The organism is Crocinitomix algicola, from assembly GCF_001661595.2.
Taxonomy (GTDB): domain Bacteria; phylum Bacteroidota; class Bacteroidia; order Flavobacteriales_D; family Crocinitomicaceae; genus Crocinitomix; species Crocinitomix algicola.
Window position 1 is genome coordinate 95,558 of sequence record NZ_LYPF02000012.1, and the last position, 16,640, is coordinate 112,197.

Below are 16,640 nucleotides of genomic sequence, written 5' to 3' on the forward strand. Positions count from 1 at the left end.
AATTTTAATAATTCTTGGTGGACTAAAATGATTTAATCATCTTATTGTGAAATTTTTCTACTTGATTATCAGTATTTAATAATGTTGGACCATGACCAAAACACCATATTCTTGGATTCAGATCTATTAATTTTTTAACGGATTTCAAATTAAGTTCAGGGTCTACTGTAAAAATATTTGGAGGAAGATGTAAACCTGCTCTTGTTGTTAATAAATTCATATTGGTTAAAACATCGCCAACAATTAATACACCATCATTTTCATTAAAAAAGGAGAGGTGTCCGCTAGTATGCCCGGGTGTTTCAATCACGGTGAATGAACCTACCTTGTCTCCTTCTTTTAAAGTTTTGGATACTTTATAACCTGCGCCTGCCCAGTACTTATTCTGCAATTTTGCAAGCCAATGTTGATTATTTGGATATTCGTCTGTAACATAACCACTTTCAGCACGATCTTTATCTTTCTCACCGCACCAAAGTGGGACATTAAAATATTCGCAGATGGCTTTACTTGCGCCATTATGGTCTGGGTGGGCATGGGTAAGTACATGGGCCTTTAGTTCATATCCATTTAACGCTTTAATGATTCGATTTTTATTTTTTTTTATTCCCGCATCAAAGACGTATCCATCGGCTAAATACATGTTAATTGCGTTGCGAGGCATCAAAGGAATTTGAAAAGTATTCGTTGCTATTTTATTCATGTTTTTTTTCTGCAAATTTCAATTCAATCGATTGTATGACCATTGATTTAAATCAAGAAATCCTTTTTCTTATTCTACTTAGTGTTTCTGGACTGATACCAAGAAATGATGCGAGATGGTATTGCGGAATGAATTTTATCCATTCGGGGTGTTTATCGATTAAATGAAGATAATGTTCTTCGGTCGTTAATGATATTGCTTCACGCTGCTTTTCTTCCAAGCAAGCTAAAGTATTTTCAAATACGCCATGAATCAGATTTGTGCCGATATCATTATCGTTTAAAAATTTTTCTAGATCATTTTTATCTAGCACCAATAAACTTGAATCAGATAGCGTCTGTTGATATTGTTTTGATGGAATATGATGTTGAAAAGAAACAATATCAATGACAATATTTCCTTGCGTATGAAAGTTAATATTTCTTTCATGGGTTGGCGTAGGTAAAAAAGTTCGTAAACATCCACTTTTCACAAATTTTATGCTCCGCTCAATTTTAGGTGGTTGGAGAATTAGAGTGTTCTTTCTATACTTTATTTCTTTGAATAACTTCAAAAATTCTGAACGTTGCCGCTCATTAAACCCAAATTGCCTTAAAAAAATATTATCGGCTAGCATATCAATATATGCGAATTATTAATTTAACGATGCTGATCAATTAGAATGGGGTTTCCATCAGGATCAACAGTGGTAAGACTCCCTGGACCTGTCGTCTCTTTCTCGACTTCTTTGATTAGCGGCACTCCTTTTTCTTTTAACATTTTTTGAATTTCCCTGATGTCAGTGAATGATTCTAGCGGCTGAGCATCACCATCCCAACCTGGATTAAAGGTCAAAATATTAGATTCAAACATCCCTTGGAATAATCCGATAACAGCAGTATCATTCTTCATAATCAACCATTTTTGATCGATATTTCCACGGAACTCTTTAAAACCAAAGTTCTCATAAAACGCCTTAGACGCATGAATATCTTTTACAGCTAATGAGATAGAAAAAGCACCAAGTTTCATTTATTTTCTTTTTAGTTAGAATAACGAATATAAGAAAAAGGAATCCACTTGGTGCTGTTTTGGGTTGGATTACTGCAATAGGTTGATTAAACCCTATTTTTCACTAAGTGTTTTAACTTGTTCTGCCCACTGCACAATTCTTTCCTCTTCATTCTTAAAATCAATTTGGTAAGGACCACAAACAATATGTAATGTAGTTGTCCCAGCAGTTTGATCTTCAATTAACAAAAATTTTTCGGTAAAGTTTAAATTTGAGTAGTCGTTCTGGATGTAGTAGCATCCAAATAATAACTCACCATAACCTGCTGTTTTTTGCCCGGCATTAGGGTAGATAAAGTTAACGTTCTTCTTTTCACGCCAATTTGGTGATATTCCTTGGGTGGATAGGATGTTTTCTGTTAAAGATGTATTGAAATTCTTGTTGGTAAGAATGTCCCACACCTGCTTTTGATTGGCACTAATGGTAATTTGATGTTGAACAAAATTGCCTTTCGGTATTTCGTTTATTTGATTTTGATTAAGGAATTTAACTTCTGAGAGATGGGCGCTCCCATTACCGCCATTTAAATATCTAAAACCTACAATTGAGTCAGTATCAATTTGGATGGCTTGAATAATGATAATAATTTCATCTCTATAAGTGTGAGGACTGGCATAAGTGGCTAATTGAGGTGTTTTAATGGGAAGGATTTTTGAATTTGGGTATTTATTTTGATCGATTAATATTAGCGATGCCTCCGTCTTAACTTCTTCTTCTGTAGGAAATCGTCCCTCAATTACAGGAACATTTTGCCAATTCGTAATATCCACGGGCGGAAATCCCATTAAGTTGTCTGGACAATACCAGCCACCATAAGGATGGTTTTTTCTATCCTCTTTTTTTTCAATTTTCTCTTTTTCTAATTCTTGATTAATGGAAATTTTATCTGTCTCTTGCCCACACGCAAATAGAAAATTGAAAGCAATTAATCCAAGACATTTTGTTGTTAAAGTTTTCATAATAGAATGATTAAGTTTCCTTCGAATTTATGAGCATGGATATTATTAAGGTATAAACAAATGTAAATTAATGTAAAACAAGTGTAATTTAAGTGGTTGGATTTTTTTAATATATGAAATCAAATTATTTTTACAGCATGAACAGTAAGCACATCCTCTTGCCGATATCACTCTCTTTTTTGTTTTGTTTTGTATTTTTTTTTGCGAATGGATCTATCCAAGATAATGAGCTTTTAGTTCGCTCAATAGGCCATGAATATTTAAAGCAGTCAAAGGATGATTCTACTATAATTCTACCGGTTGAAAAAATCGAAAATCGTTATAAAATGGAATTTCAAAATGAATTTTCATATCAACCTGATTTAATGATTCAAACGGTTTATAAAGTAATGGAAAAGGTGGGATTTGAAGGAGAGATTAATGTGGAAGTAGAAAAATGCAAAGTGGCTGGGTCTTGGCATAATTTTAAGTTAAGTACAAATAAAGAAGATAATTTGGCTCCCTGCAAAGGACGTATTTTGGACAAAGGGTGTTATGCTTTATTTTTTACATTCCACGAAACAGGAAATGAGGTAATGTCTTTGCCTCAAAAAGAAAGTGGAGTGCACCAACTGGTATTTTTAGTTTTGTTACTATTTCTTGGAATTGGTTTTTATAGTTGGAGAAGGCGAAGAAAACACGCAATCGTAAAGGATGAAATTCAATTTGGTAAATTTGTTCTTAATCCGGCATCAATGACGCTCTCAGATGGAAAAATGGATATCGACTTGTCAAGCAAAGAATGCGAACTACTTTTACTCTTTTTCAAAAATAAAAATAAGACCGTTACTCGCGAAAAATTGCTGAAAGAAATTTGGGATGATGAAGGAGACTATGTAGGGCGAACGCTTGACGTATTCATCTCCAAGCTGAGAAAAAAATTAGAATCCGAGTCTAATGTAAAAATATTGAATATTAGAGGAGTGGGATACAGGTTGGTTCTAGAATAATTGGGGTTTTCTTAGACTTTTTAGAGTGTTCGAATTATTTTACAAGGATTACCAAATGCGAGCACATTATTAGGTACATCTTTTGTTACAACACTACCGGCGCCAATAGTAACGTTATTTCCTATAGTAACGCCAGGCGAAATTACAGTATTTCCGCCTATCCAGACATTATCTCCAATAGTAACCGGTAAGGACTGCGTTAAGTATGCAGTAGAACCATTTTGATTAACTAACCTATCACTAGCTTTTATGGGATGTTGGGCTGTGTATATTTGTACGTATGGTGCAATCAACCCATTTTTACCAATTTGAATTTTATTATTATCCAAAAACATGCAATTGGTGTTAATAAAAGTGTTTTCACCAATTGAGATGTTTTCACCATAGTCGCAAAAGAAAGGGGATTCTATCCAAACATTTTGTCCTATTTTATCGAAAAGCAGGTTTAGTAAAACCTTTCGCTCTTCTAATAATTCCGAATCAAGTTGGTTATACTTTTTAAGTAAACTTCTTGCATTATGGTACATGTTCAATAATTCTTGGTCTCTTGAATCATAGAACTCTCCAGCCAGCATTTTTTCTTTTTCAGTCACTTTTATGCTTTATAAATTGAATTTTGAATAAAACAGGACTACTTAATTTTTTCGACTTTATTGTATTCAAAGAATTTCTTCAATTTTAAGAAAGATGACTCAAATAAATGAAAACTAAGAGCAGCAACAATATAAGTTAATACTACGCTAACGATAAAATCAGTAATTATATTATTTGTATCAAAATATTTGCCCGACATCATGTAGCAAAGTGGGTGATAAACGTACAAACCATAACTAATTTTTCCTGTATATAAAAAGAACCTGGTTTTTAGTGTTTTGTTAATTAAATTGTTTTCTTTTAGGCTTAAGAGTAAGCCAATTGCAAGAAAGTAGATACCTGCTAGAAGAAAGAACTTAAATACCTGAATGTAGTTATTACCTTCTCCAGTAAAAAATGTCCACATAATAATAGTCGGTATCAATAAGAGGGCTAATGAAATACCGAACTTCGTCGAGTTTTTGGTAGTAAATGTTTTATTCAATTCCAGTATTGCAAGATATGCACCAATTGCAAGAGCATCGAATCGGGTGAAAGTAAAATAAAATACTTCAAATCCCTCACTAAACATATATGCTCGTAATGCCATTGCTCCAATAACAATAGCTAGGATAATTTTGGATAAGTTTTTTGGACTTGCAAAGTAGACAACCAGAGGCCAAAACAAATAAAAATGTTCTTCGACGGCCAGTGACCAAAAATGTTTAGGTCCTATTGCGTTCCAGTCAAACGTTGTTGCAAAGTTTTGTAGATAGGTATAGTAATAAATTTGTTGTGAAAAAGGTGGGGTTTCAGCATTCGTAATAAAAGGAATGAAATAATAGCTAATGACTAAAAAAAGATAATAAAGAGGAAAAATTCGTAATGTCCTCCGTAAATAAAAGTTTCTGAAAAAACCTTCAGTATTTTTTGTAGCTAATAAAATCCGAGTGATTAAAAAACCAGACAATACAAAAAAAAGTGTAACCCCGGTTTGGCCAAAAATTGAAATTTTTGAGAGAAAACCAACCAACTTGGTCGTGGGTTGAATGTCTTGAAAAAAATGAAAAACCATTACCATTAAAGCTGCTATAGCCCTAACTCCATCCAAGTTTTTGTAGTAAGTAAGATTCATAACTCAAAAGGCCTTTACCACTAATATTGATTCCTTGTTAAACGCGTCAATTTTATATTAGGATAGTTACAACTCATTAAAAACTAATTGTATATTCTAAATTCTTTAAATAAGAAAAAGCGCTATTCGCTAGACAATATTTCCGTACAAATCATAATGATCAGCTGAATTAATCTTGACATTTGCAAAATCACCAATTCTTACATGATTTGCTTCATTTATTTTTACTAATACCTCATTGTCTACTTCAGGAGAATCGTATTCAGTTCGACCAATAAAATAATCGCCTTCTGCTTTATCAAAGAGAACTTTAAATGTTTTGCCAATTTTTGCTTGATTTAGTTCATGCGAAATACCAGCTTGTAAATCCATTATGATATCCGCGCGTTCTTGCTTCAATTCGGCAGGAACATCATCATTTAAAGCGTATGCAGAAGTGTTTTCCTCATGCGAGTAGGTAAAAATTCCTAATCTTTCAAACCTAGATTTTTCGACCCAATCATACATTTCTTGAAAATCGGCATCTGTCTCCCCTGGGAATCCAGAAATTAAAGTTGTTCTCAAAGCAACATTTGGAACTTTTTCTCGAATTTTAGAGATTAAATCTTCCGTTTTTTCTCGTGTGATTCCACGTTTCATGGCTTTTAGCATGTTTGTGGAACCATGTTGTAAAGGCATGTCGAGATAATTGCATACATTTTCACGGTCTTTCATCACATCTAAAACATCCATTGGAAAACCTGAAGGGAAAGCATAGTGTAATCGAATCCAATCTATTCCGTTGACATCAGCTAGTTTGTCCAATAATTCGGCAAGATTACGTTTTTTATAAATATCTAAACCATAATAGGTCAAATCTTGAGCAATAAGCATTAATTCTTTAACACCTTGATCAGCTAATGATTTGGCGTTATCGACTAATTGATCAATTGGTGTTGACACATGTTTACCTCTCATAAGGGGAATTGCGCAAAACGCACATGGTCGATCACAACCTTCGGCAATTTTAAAATAGGCGTAGTGAGAAGGCGTTGTAAGTAATCTTTCTCCAACCAATTCTTTTTTATAATCGGCTTTTAGTGTTTTCAACAATCGAGGCAATTCGCGTGTACCAAAATACCCATCAATTTCAGGAATGTCAGTTGCCAGTTCTTCTTTATACCGCTCAGACAAGCAACCAGTAACATATACCTTCTCTACTAATCCTTCCGATTTAGCATCAGCGTAGCGAATTATAGTATCTATAGATTCTTGCTTGGCATTATCGATAAATCCACAAGTATTGATAATCACAATTTCCGAATCATCTTGTTGAGCTTCATGTTCAACTGTAAATTTATTTGCTTTTAGTTGAGCCATCATTACTTCAGAATCGAAAATATTCTTCGAACATCCTAAAGTAACAACATTTACTTTATTTTTTTTTAATGTTTTTGTCTTCATTGGCTAGCCTTATTACAATAGACTTTAAATTCTCTATTCTTAATTTCTTTTGATTTCATGTGCACAACATGAAACTCGTCTCCTTTCTCTATAATTGACATCACTATATCTTTTCGCATCACGCGCTTTGAATCCGTTGGATTGTATTCCCTATCTCTTAAGATGTATTTCGTGTCGCTAAGCCAAATAACGATAAACTCATACGACATATCGCTGTTATTGCACTTTTCTATTTGGAGATTTTTTCTTCTTTCAATAAAACAGGTATCTTGATTGTTTATAACATAGAAATTTCCAGTTTTATAATTTTCACACCCGTTAGTTCCATTTTGACCTTTAACCGAAAATGACAATAAAAGAGCCGTTAATAGAAAGATGTGGTGCATGGTTTTAGTTGAATAAAGTTTCAACAAAAGCCGCTTTATTAAATACTTGCAAATCATCTATTCCTTCTCCGACACCAATATACTTTACTGGCACTTTCATTTGATCAGAAATACCAATTACGACACCACCTTTAGCTGTACCATCTAATTTTGTAATTGCTAGCGCATTTATTTCAGTTGCAATTGAAAATTGTTTCGCTTGTTCAAAGGCATTTTGTCCGGTTGAACCATCGAGTACAAGAAGAATTTCATGCGGAGCGTCAGGAATGATTTTACTCATTACCTTTTTTATTTTAGTCAGCTCGTTCATTAAATTCACCTTGTTATGTAAACGACCGGCAGTATCGATAATGACAACATCTGCACCTTGAGCTTTAGCTGATTGTAAAGTATCAAATGCTACGGAGGCTGGATCAGCATTCATTCCTTGCTGTACAATAGGGACTCCAACTCGTTCTGACCAAATAATTAATTGATCCACAGCGGCAGCTCTAAAAGTATCAGCAGCACCTAAAACCACTTTTTTACCCGCTTGTTTAAATTGATTCGCTAACTTGCCTATAGTTGTGGTTTTACCAACACCGTTAACACCAACAACCATAATAACATATGGTCCGTCTTTTACTTCTGGAACACTAAACTCTTGTAAATCATTCGTGTTATTTTCCTCCAATAAACTTGCAATTTCTGTTTTAAGGATGGAGTTTAATTCATCGGTTCCTACGTATTTGTCACGTGCAACACGGGCTTCAATTCGTTCAATTATTTTTAGCGTAGTTTCAACACCTACATCTGAAGTGATCAGGACTTCTTCCAACTCATCCAGAACTTCATCATCTACTCGTGATTTACCAACAACTGTTCGTGTCAGTTTCGATAAAAAACTTTGTTTTGTCTTTTCTAATCCTTTATCAAGACTTTCTTTTTTATCTTTCGAGAAAAAATCAAATATACCCATACTCAAATATAAGAAAAGCTTCTCCCAAATGAAGGAAGAAGCCATACAATTACATTATTTTTTGAGAATTAGTTTTTGTCAAACCAATCCTTCACCATATCATTGTGTACAATTTCAGTCTTGAAGTTGTAAGATCCGGTTACTTCGTTTTTCACCATTTTGATACACTTAGTGTGCTCTTTACCACCTCCAGTTTGTAATGATGCTACTGTCTTCTTAGCCATGTCTTGTTGATTTTAGATGCAGATTAGAAAGCGATGCTTTCAGTTCTTACTCTTTGTTCTTAATTTCTTACTTAATTTCTTTATGAACAGTCATTCTTCTTAAGATTGGGTTGTATTTTTTCAACTCCATTCTTTCTGGCGTATTTTTTCTGTTCTTAGTAGTTACATATCTAGATGTACCCGCCATACCAGACTCTTTGTGCTCTGTGCACTCAAGAATTACTTGAATTCTATTTCCTTTACCTTTCTTAGCCATTACTAAATTCTTTTAAAAAGATTATTTTAAATACCCTTTCGCTTTCGCTCTTTTGATCGCTGCCGAGATACCAATTTTATTAATTGTTCTCAATGAAGAAGTACTAATCTTCAATGTGATATGACGATCCTCTTCTGGGATGTAAAATTTCTTTGTGATAAGGTTAGGGTAGAATTTTCTTTTCGTTCTTCTCTTAGAGTGAGATACGTTGTTTCCACTAATAACCTTCTTTCCTGTTAATTGACAAACTTTTGACATTTCGTATATTTTAAATGCGCTCTTTCCAAAAATGGAGTGCAAAGTAACTAACTTTTTTCTGGTTTAACAAATAAAATGCAAAAATAATTCGATATTTTTTTTAACCTTCTTTTTTGCAACTTTTTTTTAGGTCAATGCCTCTTTTTTTTTATCGATTAATCGGAGGCGAAGAAAGTTTAAAGCACTAATTGTTGTGGCTTCAATATTTCGCTCTCTGTTGTGACCAAAGTTGAATTTTTTTGATTGCACGAAATCAGGACCAGCTAATCCCACCCATACCGTTCCCACAGGTTTTTCATCACTTCCTCCAGTAGGTCCTGCAATTCCAGAAACACTGATGCAATAATCGACTTTTAAATGACGTCTACCATGTTTTGCCATTTCTTCAACAACCGGTTGCGAAACGGCACCGTTAGTTTTAATAATTTGCTCAGGTACACCGACTAATTGCGACTTAAGTTCATTTGTATAAGAAATAATGGAACCGCTGTAAAATTCAGATGACCCCGACATTGAAACAATTCTTTTCGCAATGCTACCTCCTGTGCAACTCTCCACAGTTCCAATTGTTTGATTTTGGGCAACCAAAATTTCACCTAACACGGATTCAATTGTAGAGAATTCTTCTCCCAACACGTAATTTGGATGAGCTTGATACAATTCATCCATATTTTGATCGATAAACGACTTTTGATCTAATCGTCCAGTTAACCTTAACTTTAATGTTCCTACCGTAGGTAAATATGAAACCGAAATTCCTTCCTTAAGATTCTTTGTTTCCCAATCTTTTATCGTTTCCGCCCAATAACTTTCCCCAATTCCTATGATTTGTAAAGTACGATGATAAAAATTTCCAATCGGGTATTTTTCTTTTACTTGCTCCAAAAATTTATCGAGTAATCCTTTCATTTCATAGGGTACACCGGGCATTGAAAGCACATTTGTCCGACCTTTTTTAAACCACATCCCACTTGCTGTCCCAAGATCATTGGGAATAATTTTGGCATTTTTAGGCAGCATTGCTTGTAAGCGGTTAACCTCTAAAAACGGTTTGTTAAATTGTTGAAAAAAGTTCTCTATTCGTTCAAGGACCTCAGGATACAAAACAAGGTCATCATCAAAATATTGTGTCAAGACTTTCTTGGTAATGTCATCATTTGTTGGACCCAAACCTCCGGTTAAAAATAGGAAATCACAGTTGCCAATTTTGGAATCAACAGCTGAAGTAATATGATCTGCAGTGTCAGAAATACTAATGATCTCCTTTATTTGTATTCCCAATTCATTAATTTTTCTAGCAATATGGGCTGAATTAGTATCTACAGTTTGACCAACTAGAATTTCGTCTCCAATGGTTATTATAATGGCATCCATTTTGTTCTTATTAAAGCGATACACCTTTTGACGTAAAAGGAATATTTAATTATTTTTGAACAAATATAAGAAAGGAAAAAATGAAAAAGATAGGAATTGCACTTAGTTTATCCGCGGTATTGTTTGCTGGCAGTTGTGATGTACTTGAGGAGGTTGCAAACGAGGTAGTTAATGGTACTAGTACTTCTGAAGGAGCGAGTAATGCACTAACCAATGAAGAGGTAATAAAAGGCTTAAAAGAAGCGCTTAAAATAGGAATAGAAAAAGGAGCGGAATCAGCTTCGAAGATGGATGGTTTTTATAAAAATCCTAAAATATTTATTCCTTGGCCAGAGGATGCAGTTCGATTAAAAGATTGGGCAAATAAAAACGGGTTTTCAGGAAAAGTTGACGAGATTGAGACATCGTTTAACCGTGCAGCGGAGGAAGCGTCAAAAAAGGCAACACCAATTTTTATAGATGCAATAACCAATATGTCGATTGCTGATGGATTTGAAATTTTAAAAGGTTCTGATTCTGCTGCAACGATGTATCTTCAAAAAAATACCACAGAAGCATTAAAAACCGAATTTAAACCTGTTGTACATAATGCTGTAGAAAAGGTACAATTGACACAATATTGGAGTCCAGTAGCAGGAGCCTATAATAAAGTTGCACAATTTTCTAATAAAATGGAAGAGGTAAATACCGATTTAGATGATTACGTAACCATGAAAGGGATTGATGGACTTTTTTATTTAATCAAAGAAGAGGAGAAAAAAATTCGCTTAAACCCAGCTGCGAGAGTAACCGATATTTTACAAAAAGTATTTGGTTCGTTAAAGTAGTTTTAAAGCTTGTTTACCAGTTGTTTATGTGTTTTGTCGAGATTTTTGCTTGTTTAAGCTGATTTCAATCTTGTTTTGTCTAAATGATTGGGAATGAATTTGTTTTTGTTGTAAATTGAGTCTGTTAACCAAACTCTTTTTATATGTTCAAACTAATCCTCGCAATAGCGATTAGTATAGGTGGCGGCCAATTATTTGGACAAACCTTTACTTATTCTTTTAAAATCCAACTGGTCACAGATCCTGGTCACGCAAAAATTAAAATTGGTCAGATAAGGGATTTATTAGGGGTCAAAACTGTATATTTTCAGGATGACCTAGATCAATTTAGGATTAAGACACATCTTGATTTTGAGGTTGAAGAAATGATGGCAGACTTTGAATCGATTGGTTTAACGGTTCAGGGTGGAGTTACTAAAACTAGCAGCCAATGAAGAGATGTGTTTTAATGATTGGATTAATTCCTCAATTTGTTTTTGGTCAATTGTTTACTGCTTTACCCGTAATTACAATTTTGGATTTGACTACAGTTTCAAGTTCTATTTCGGTTACAGGAATTGGAGAGGTTGATTGCGATTTTGGTTTGACAGAAGTTTGTGTAGATATCACTCATTTTCGAGCAGCAGATGTTGAAATATACTTACAAGATCCTCTTGGGCGTGTATTTGAATTGTCTTCAGATAATGGTGGAGCAGAAGATCATTATACATCTACTTGTTTTAAAATGGATGCGGCAACTAATATCGTAGATGGTTCAGCTCCATTTACAGGGGATTATATACCAGAAACGGATATTGATTTAATTAATAATTACCAAGATGCGGATGGAATTTGGACGTTATACATCTATGATGATCGAGCTGGGTTCTTGGGTATTTTAAACGAGTGGAGCCTTCATTTTGGAGCAAGTCCGCCTTGTCCTGCTGCAACGCTAGAAGATTGCGGAGGTGGTGAGACAATTTGTTCAGATGTTACGCTCGAAGGTAATAGCAGTGGTTCGGGGAATTTTAGAGATTTAAACGCAGGCAATGATGGTTGTTTGGATGGAGAAAATGAGTCTTCTTGGTATTACTTTCAAGCCGCTAGTGATGGAGATTATGCTTTTACGATTGAGACTTTGGTCGATTATGATTTTGCGATTTGGGGTCCTTTAACGGAAATAACTTGTCCTCCTCCTGTCGCCCCATTAAGATGTTCATATGCTGGAGCTACTGGTAATACAGGTTTAACTTTTGGAGCAGTTGACGAAACAGAAGACGAATTTGGTGATGGTTGGGTCAACGCGATCACTGCTACGGAATTAGATATTTATTTAATTGTTATTGATAATTATACCGCTGACGGTTCAACGTATGATTTGAGCTGGACCCTCATGGGAGGCGGGAGTTTTGATTGCGCTTTGTTGCCATTAGAGTTATTGAGTTTTGAAGCGGAAGAAGAGAATGGAGTAGTAGCGTTAGAATGGTTAACGGCTTCGGAACTAAATACTGATTATTATGAAGTGGAATGGAGTGGGGATGCCAAGTCATGGCAGTATCTCACTACAGTTAGTGCTGCAGGAGAATCTTCTTCTGAAAGATCTTATCAAACTGTTGATTATAACCCAGCACCAGGTTTAAATTACTATCGTTTAAATCAAACGGATAAAGACGGGAATAAACTCCCCGTTAAAACCATTTCGGTACACTTGAATGAAGGGAATGATGAGAATAGAATAATCAAAATCATTAACCTGATGGGGGATGAGGTTGATGAATCCTATAATGGAATTAAAGTTGAGATTTATCAAGATGGCTCACAACGAAAAGTTATGAGCCAATAGCGCTAGCGTAATTCTGCTTTTAATTGCCCTTCAAGTTCTTGGCGAATTTTATTCATTATTCCATCAATTTGTTTATCCTTTAGGGTTTTTTCTTGATCTTGGAATATAAATGAAACGGCATATGATTTTTTGCCTTTCTCTAGATTTTTACCTTCATATACGTCGAATAAACCAACTTCTTTCAAGATTTTTCTGTCCACTTTGTTGGCTATTTTTTGGATAGATTCGAAGGTTATATTTTTGTCTAAAAGCAGAGAGAAATCTCTTCGGACAAATTGTGTTTTAGGTATAGGGTGAAACTTAATTTTATTCATACCCGTCAATTCGATTACCATATCCCAGTTAAAGGAGCCATAATAAACGGGGTTTTTAATCCCAAATGATTTTAAAACATTTGATTTGAGCCATCCTAATTCTACAACATTTTTATTGGCGATTTTTATAGTGTAACCATCTTCAAATAAATCATTTGTTAAAGGTTCAATTCTTGGCGCTTTGTTTATTCCTAGTTTAATTAAAATACTTTCAACAACACCTTTCAATTGGTAGAAAGTGGTTTTGTCATTTGAATTGGTCCAGTTTTCGTTTCTAGACATTCCTGTCATCCAAATACCTAGTTTTTTATTTTCTTGGTAACCGTTCTCGTCTTTTTTATATACTGAACCAAATTCAAATATGCGTAGGTCCGGATGTTGTCTGTTTTGATTGTGTTCTATACTTTTAAGTCCTCCAAATAAAAGAGTCTGTCGCATAACGTCTAACTCATTACTTAAAGGGTTTAAAAGTGTGACATCTTGATTCGCATCAAAAGTTTTGTTCTCAAGTTTTTCCCAAATATTAGAGTTGGTTAACGAATTATTCATGATTTCTGAAAAACCATTATCCGCAAGCAGGTTAGCTGCAATATTATATAGCTTTTCCGGATCAGGATTCTTCTTAAACGTGATTGAAGTGTTTAGTTTTTCAGGAATAGGAACGTTATTAAATCCATAAATACGCAAGACTTCTTCGATTATATCAGCTTCTCGTTGCACATCAACCCGATAAGCAGGTACACTAAGTACAACTGACTCTTCCGAATCGGAAACCATATGAATATCGAGTTCGTTCAGTATTTTTAAAATATCCTCATCCGAAATAGTTATTCCACAAAGTTGTCTACATCGCTCGAAACTAAACAATACTTCAAAGTCTTTTATTTCTTTTGGGTAGAAATCTGATACTTCGCCTAACTGGCCACCAGCTAATTCAAGAATCAGCTTAATCGCTCTGTTTCTTGCCGATAAAACTGTGTTGGGATCTACTCCGCGTTCGAAACGAAATGAAGAGTCGGTATTTAAACCATGTCTTTTCGCCCCTTTTCTAATCGTTACAGGATTGAAATACGCTGCTTCAAGAAAAATTGCTGTAGTTGAATCTTTTACACCTGATTCTAATCCACCAAAAACACCCGCTAAACACATTGGTTCTTCAACATTGGCAATGACTAAATCTTCTTCATGCAATTCTCTTTCAACTTCATCCAAAGTTGTTAATTTTTCACCTTTTTTTGCTCTCCGAACGGTTAGTTGGCCATGGACATCGTTCAAGTCAAATGCGTGAAGAGGATTCCCCCATTCATGCATGACAAAATTTGTGATATCCACGATATTATTGATTGGACTTAACCCAATTGCTCTTAGCTTATTCTGCAGCCACTCAGGTGAATCTTGAACTTTTACTCCTGTAATTACGGCACCAGCGTATCTTGGCGCTGCATCCACATCTTCAATCGAAATAGAAATATTTTCTTTTCCAATGGTCGCTAACTCTGTATCAGGTAATTCAATTTTTAAATTCAATTGTTCGTGGTAGTTGAGGTAAGCTTTTAAATCTCTCGCTACTCCTATATGACCCATTGCGTCTGCACGGTTCGGGGTCAAACCAATTTCAATTAAATAATCATCTTCAATATTAAAGAATTCGCGAGCAGGAATTCCTACGGAAGTTTCTTCAGGTAATACAAGAATTCCTTCGTGAGAGTTTCCTGTACCTAATTCATCTTCTGCACAAATCATTCCGAATGATTCTACTCCTCTAATTTTAGACTTCTTAATTTTTAACGGAGAATCAGGTTCTGGATATAAAACGGCGCCAACAGTAGCAACAATAACTTTTTGTCCAGCAGCAACATTAGGAGCTCCACATACAATTTGTAAAGGTTCGTCTCCACCAACATCAACAGTTGTAATGTTCAGTCTATCAGCATCCGGATGCGCTTCTTTAGTCAGCACATGACCAGTAACAACACCTTTAAGCCCTCCTTTAACTGTTTCTATTTTTTCTAATCCTTCTACTTCTAATCCGGTGTCTGTTAAAATCTCTGCTGTTTTTTCAGCCGTTAGATCACTATTTATGTAGGTCTTCAACCAATTGTATGATATCTTCATTTTTTCTAAGAATCCAAATTCGCACAAATGTAATTAATACCCTGCCAATTTTGAAATTCTAACTCTTCAAATTAACATTAGATTGCCTTTTTAAGAAATTATTGATTCTTAAAAAGTGTAATTTTTATTCGATTATGTGTTATACTTGGAAATGTGATAAATATGAGATTTTTCAATGGGGTCAATTTTTTCGTTTTTTTTCTATTATTAATACTGTTTTCAGGGAGTTCTAACGGCAAGAATGAGAAAGTGTTGATTGATAAAAATCGCTTGTTGGAACGTCATAATTACTATCGGAAAGCTGTTGGAGTGACCAATCTGAAATGGTCAGATGAATTAGCGAATTCAGCGCAGGAATGGGCAAATTATTTAGCTAAGAATTGTGAAATGTCACACAGTAAAACAGTTCTAGGTGAAAATATCTATTGGACTAGTGCTCATGTTGATGAACATTCACCCGTTGACCACTGGGCAAGCGAGGCCGTTTTTTTTAACCACAAGAAGCGTGTTTTTAAGTCGAGTCATGTCAACAAGATGGGACATTATACTCAGCTAATTTGGCGAGACACAAAAAAAGTGGGAGGAGCCAAACAGTTTTGTAAGCATGGTGGTGAGATATGGGTTTGCCAATATTATCCAGCAGGTAATTGGGTTGGTGAAGCTGTGTACTAAATGATTTCTTTTACGGTATTCTGTAAAATTGGAATGAGATCTCGTTCGAACCATTTATTTTTGCTTAACCAAATTCCATTTCGAGGAGAGGGGTGAGGAAGGACAAAATAATGGGGCAAATAGTTCTCAAAATTACGAACTGTCTCGGTAAGGTTTTTCTCTTTTCGTGTATTCAAATAATACTTTTGTGCATATTGGCCTATTAAAAGGGTAAGTTTCACATTTTTTAAAGCGTTAAGGATGGTTGGGTGCCATTTTGGTGCACATTCTTTTCTCGGAGGTAAATCACCAGACTTTCCCTTACCTGGATAACAAAAACCCATTGGAATAATTCCAAAATTCGAGGTGTCATAAAACACTTCCTTTGAAACATCTAACCATTGGCGAAGCCTAATCCCACTTTGGTCATTCCAAGGTATTCCGCTCTTATGAACTTTTAATCCGGGAGCTTGGCCAATGATTAAAATTTTGGAAGTAATAGCGTATCGAACAACGGGTCGTACAGCGTGATTAAGATCAGCTTGACAAATCGAACAGTTTAATATATTTTCTAATTGTTTGTTTTTTGACATAAAAATCCA

Annotated in this window: 20 protein-coding genes; 5 read left to right on the forward strand and 15 right to left on the reverse strand. The window is 34.8% G+C overall.

Annotated features, from left to right (window positions below; genetic code table 11):
• Positions 1 to 22: 22 nt before the first annotated feature.
• The 4 genes from A8143_RS07210 to A8143_RS07225 all read right to left on the reverse strand — a co-directional run bounded on the left by A8143_RS07210 (position 23) and on the right by A8143_RS07225 (position 2,713).
• Positions 23 to 703 carry an MBL fold metallo-hydrolase gene (locus tag A8143_RS07210; RefSeq protein WP_066757741.1) on the reverse strand — a complete coding sequence of 227 codons (681 nt, stop codon included), beginning with the start codon at positions 701 to 703 and terminating at the stop codon, positions 23 to 25.
• A gap of 52 nt (positions 704 to 755) precedes the next feature.
• A complete protein-coding gene (locus A8143_RS07215; protein ID WP_066757743.1) occupies positions 756 to 1,319 on the reverse strand; it encodes a Crp/Fnr family transcriptional regulator in 564 nt (187 codons plus the stop codon).
• A gap of 23 nt (positions 1,320 to 1,342) precedes the next feature.
• A complete protein-coding gene (locus A8143_RS07220; protein ID WP_066757749.1) occupies positions 1,343 to 1,714 on the reverse strand; it encodes a VOC family protein in 372 nt (123 codons plus the stop codon).
• Between the two features lie 93 nt (positions 1,715 to 1,807).
• Positions 1,808 to 2,713 (reverse strand): hypothetical protein, encoded by a 906-nt coding sequence (locus tag A8143_RS07225; protein ID WP_066757752.1) that lies wholly within the window; start codon positions 2,711 to 2,713, stop codon positions 1,808 to 1,810.
• A 113-nt stretch (positions 2,714 to 2,826) separates the two neighbouring features.
• On the opposite strand from A8143_RS07225, the gene A8143_RS07230 reads away from it, so the two are divergent.
• Positions 2,827 to 3,702, forward strand: coding sequence for a winged helix-turn-helix domain-containing protein (locus A8143_RS07230; protein WP_066757754.1), 876 nt, complete (start codon positions 2,827 to 2,829; stop codon positions 3,700 to 3,702).
• Between the two features lie 20 nt (positions 3,703 to 3,722).
• Here A8143_RS07230 and A8143_RS07235 read toward each other — a convergent pair whose 3' ends face one another.
• From A8143_RS07235 to A8143_RS07270, 9 genes are all read right to left on the reverse strand, one after another.
• Positions 3,723 to 4,295: a sugar O-acetyltransferase gene (locus A8143_RS07235; protein ID WP_066757758.1), complete on the reverse strand. Its 573-nt coding sequence runs from the start codon at positions 4,293 to 4,295 to the stop codon at positions 3,723 to 3,725.
• A gap of 38 nt (positions 4,296 to 4,333) precedes the next feature.
• On the reverse strand, positions 4,334 to 5,410 hold the full coding sequence (locus A8143_RS07240; protein WP_066757763.1) for an acyltransferase family protein: 1,077 nt from the start codon (positions 5,408 to 5,410) through the stop codon (positions 4,334 to 4,336).
• A gap of 129 nt (positions 5,411 to 5,539) precedes the next feature.
• Positions 5,540 to 6,853: a 30S ribosomal protein S12 methylthiotransferase RimO gene (gene rimO / locus A8143_RS07245; protein ID WP_066757768.1), complete on the reverse strand. Its 1,314-nt coding sequence runs from the start codon at positions 6,851 to 6,853 to the stop codon at positions 5,540 to 5,542.
• Positions 6,850 to 7,239 carry a hypothetical protein gene (locus tag A8143_RS07250; protein ID WP_139134295.1) on the reverse strand — a complete coding sequence of 130 codons (390 nt, stop codon included), beginning with the start codon at positions 7,237 to 7,239 and terminating at the stop codon, positions 6,850 to 6,852. The genes rimO and A8143_RS07250 overlap by 4 nt, the downstream gene beginning before the upstream one ends.
• A 4-nt stretch (positions 7,240 to 7,243) precedes the next feature.
• Complete coding sequence (gene ftsY, locus A8143_RS07255) at positions 7,244 to 8,197, reverse strand: signal recognition particle-docking protein FtsY (protein WP_066758157.1); 954 nt, start codon at positions 8,195 to 8,197, stop codon at positions 7,244 to 7,246.
• A 68-nt stretch (positions 8,198 to 8,265) separates the two neighbouring features.
• A complete protein-coding gene (locus tag A8143_RS16580) occupies positions 8,266 to 8,421 on the reverse strand; it encodes a DUF4295 domain-containing protein (protein ID WP_083261270.1) in 156 nt (51 codons plus the stop codon).
• A gap of 67 nt (positions 8,422 to 8,488) precedes the next feature.
• Positions 8,489 to 8,677 carry a 50S ribosomal protein L33 gene (rpmG, locus tag A8143_RS07260; protein WP_066757777.1) on the reverse strand — a complete coding sequence of 63 codons (189 nt, stop codon included), beginning with the start codon at positions 8,675 to 8,677 and terminating at the stop codon, positions 8,489 to 8,491.
• Between the two features lie 21 nt (positions 8,678 to 8,698).
• Entirely contained in the window at positions 8,699 to 8,935 is a 237-nt protein-coding gene (gene rpmB, locus A8143_RS07265) for a 50S ribosomal protein L28 (RefSeq protein ID WP_066757780.1), read from the reverse strand.
• A gap of 126 nt (positions 8,936 to 9,061) precedes the next feature.
• Positions 9,062 to 10,309: a CinA family nicotinamide mononucleotide deamidase-related protein gene (locus tag A8143_RS07270; protein WP_066757782.1), complete on the reverse strand. Its 1,248-nt coding sequence runs from the start codon at positions 10,307 to 10,309 to the stop codon at positions 9,062 to 9,064.
• Between the two features lie 80 nt (positions 10,310 to 10,389).
• On the opposite strand from A8143_RS07270, the gene A8143_RS07275 reads away from it, so the two are divergent.
• The 3 genes from A8143_RS07275 (at position 10,390) to A8143_RS07285 (ending at position 12,958) form a co-directional block, all read left to right on the forward strand.
• Entirely contained in the window at positions 10,390 to 11,136 is a 747-nt protein-coding gene (locus A8143_RS07275; RefSeq protein ID WP_066757785.1) for a DUF4197 domain-containing protein, read from the forward strand.
• 143 nt (positions 11,137 to 11,279) lie between these two features.
• Positions 11,280 to 11,570, forward strand: coding sequence for a hypothetical protein (locus tag A8143_RS07280; protein WP_066757787.1), 291 nt, complete (start codon positions 11,280 to 11,282; stop codon positions 11,568 to 11,570).
• On the forward strand, positions 11,567 to 12,958 hold the full coding sequence (locus A8143_RS07285; protein ID WP_066757788.1) for a proprotein convertase P-domain-containing protein: 1,392 nt from the start codon (positions 11,567 to 11,569) through the stop codon (positions 12,956 to 12,958). Before A8143_RS07280 ends, A8143_RS07285 begins: the two co-directional genes overlap by 4 nt.
• Before the next feature lie 2 nt (positions 12,959 to 12,960).
• Here the strand turns inward: A8143_RS07285 and pheT are convergent, their stop codons facing one another.
• Positions 12,961 to 15,387, reverse strand: a complete 2,427-nt coding sequence (pheT, locus tag A8143_RS07290) for a phenylalanine--tRNA ligase subunit beta (RefSeq protein WP_066757790.1) — start codon at positions 15,385 to 15,387, stop codon at positions 12,961 to 12,963.
• Positions 15,388 to 15,660: 273 nt separating this feature from the next.
• Between pheT and A8143_RS07295 the strand changes: the two genes are divergently transcribed.
• Positions 15,661 to 16,059, forward strand: coding sequence for a CAP domain-containing protein (locus tag A8143_RS07295; protein ID WP_217494795.1), 399 nt, complete (start codon positions 15,661 to 15,663; stop codon positions 16,057 to 16,059).
• Here the strand turns inward: A8143_RS07295 and A8143_RS07300 are convergent.
• On the reverse strand, positions 16,056 to 16,631 hold the full coding sequence (locus A8143_RS07300; protein ID WP_066757795.1) for a uracil-DNA glycosylase family protein: 576 nt from the start codon (positions 16,629 to 16,631) through the stop codon (positions 16,056 to 16,058). The two genes, A8143_RS07295 and A8143_RS07300, sit on opposite strands and share 4 nt — an antisense overlap.
• Positions 16,632 to 16,640 lie beyond the last annotated feature (9 nt).

What these genes read in the sequence shown, in the direction of transcription:
- A8143_RS07210 (WP_066757741.1), bottom strand. Translation starts at nt 703, where the DNA reads ATGAATAAAATAGCAACGAATACTTTTCAAATTCCTTTGATGCCTCGC.
- A8143_RS07215 (WP_066757743.1), bottom strand. Translation starts at nt 1,319, where the DNA reads ATGCTAGCCGATAATATTTTTTTAAGGCAATTTGGGTTTAATGAGCGG.
- A8143_RS07220 (WP_066757749.1), bottom strand. Translation starts at nt 1,714, where the DNA reads ATGAAACTTGGTGCTTTTTCTATCTCATTAGCTGTAAAAGATATTCAT.
- A8143_RS07225 (WP_066757752.1), bottom strand. Translation starts at nt 2,713, where the DNA reads ATGAAAACTTTAACAACAAAATGTCTTGGATTAATTGCTTTCAATTTT.
- A8143_RS07230 (WP_066757754.1), top strand. Translation starts at nt 2,827, where the DNA reads ATGAAATCAAATTATTTTTACAGCATGAACAGTAAGCACATCCTCTTG.
- A8143_RS07240 (WP_066757763.1), bottom strand. Translation starts at nt 5,410, where the DNA reads ATGAATCTTACTTACTACAAAAACTTGGATGGAGTTAGGGCTATAGCA.
- rimO (WP_066757768.1), bottom strand. Translation starts at nt 6,853, where the DNA reads ATGAAGACAAAAACATTAAAAAAAAATAAAGTAAATGTTGTTACTTTA.
- A8143_RS07250 (WP_139134295.1), bottom strand. Translation starts at nt 7,239, where the DNA reads ATGCACCACATCTTTCTATTAACGGCTCTTTTATTGTCATTTTCGGTT.
- ftsY (WP_066758157.1), bottom strand. Translation starts at nt 8,197, where the DNA reads ATGGGTATATTTGATTTTTTCTCGAAAGATAAAAAAGAAAGTCTTGAT.
- A8143_RS16580 (WP_083261270.1), bottom strand. Translation starts at nt 8,421, where the DNA reads ATGGCTAAGAAGACAGTAGCATCATTACAAACTGGAGGTGGTAAAGAG.
- rpmG (WP_066757777.1), bottom strand. Translation starts at nt 8,677, where the DNA reads ATGGCTAAGAAAGGTAAAGGAAATAGAATTCAAGTAATTCTTGAGTGC.
- rpmB (WP_066757780.1), bottom strand. Translation starts at nt 8,935, where the DNA reads ATGTCAAAAGTTTGTCAATTAACAGGAAAGAAGGTTATTAGTGGAAAC.
- A8143_RS07270 (WP_066757782.1), bottom strand. Translation starts at nt 10,309, where the DNA reads ATGGATGCCATTATAATAACCATTGGAGACGAAATTCTAGTTGGTCAA.
- A8143_RS07275 (WP_066757785.1), top strand. Translation starts at nt 10,390, where the DNA reads ATGAAAAAGATAGGAATTGCACTTAGTTTATCCGCGGTATTGTTTGCT.
- A8143_RS07280 (WP_066757787.1), top strand. Translation starts at nt 11,280, where the DNA reads ATGTTCAAACTAATCCTCGCAATAGCGATTAGTATAGGTGGCGGCCAA.
- A8143_RS07285 (WP_066757788.1), top strand. Translation starts at nt 11,567, where the DNA reads ATGAAGAGATGTGTTTTAATGATTGGATTAATTCCTCAATTTGTTTTT.
- pheT (WP_066757790.1), bottom strand. Translation starts at nt 15,387, where the DNA reads ATGAAGATATCATACAATTGGTTGAAGACCTACATAAATAGTGATCTA.
- A8143_RS07300 (WP_066757795.1), bottom strand. Translation starts at nt 16,631, where the DNA reads ATGTCAAAAAACAAACAATTAGAAAATATATTAAACTGTTCGATTTGT.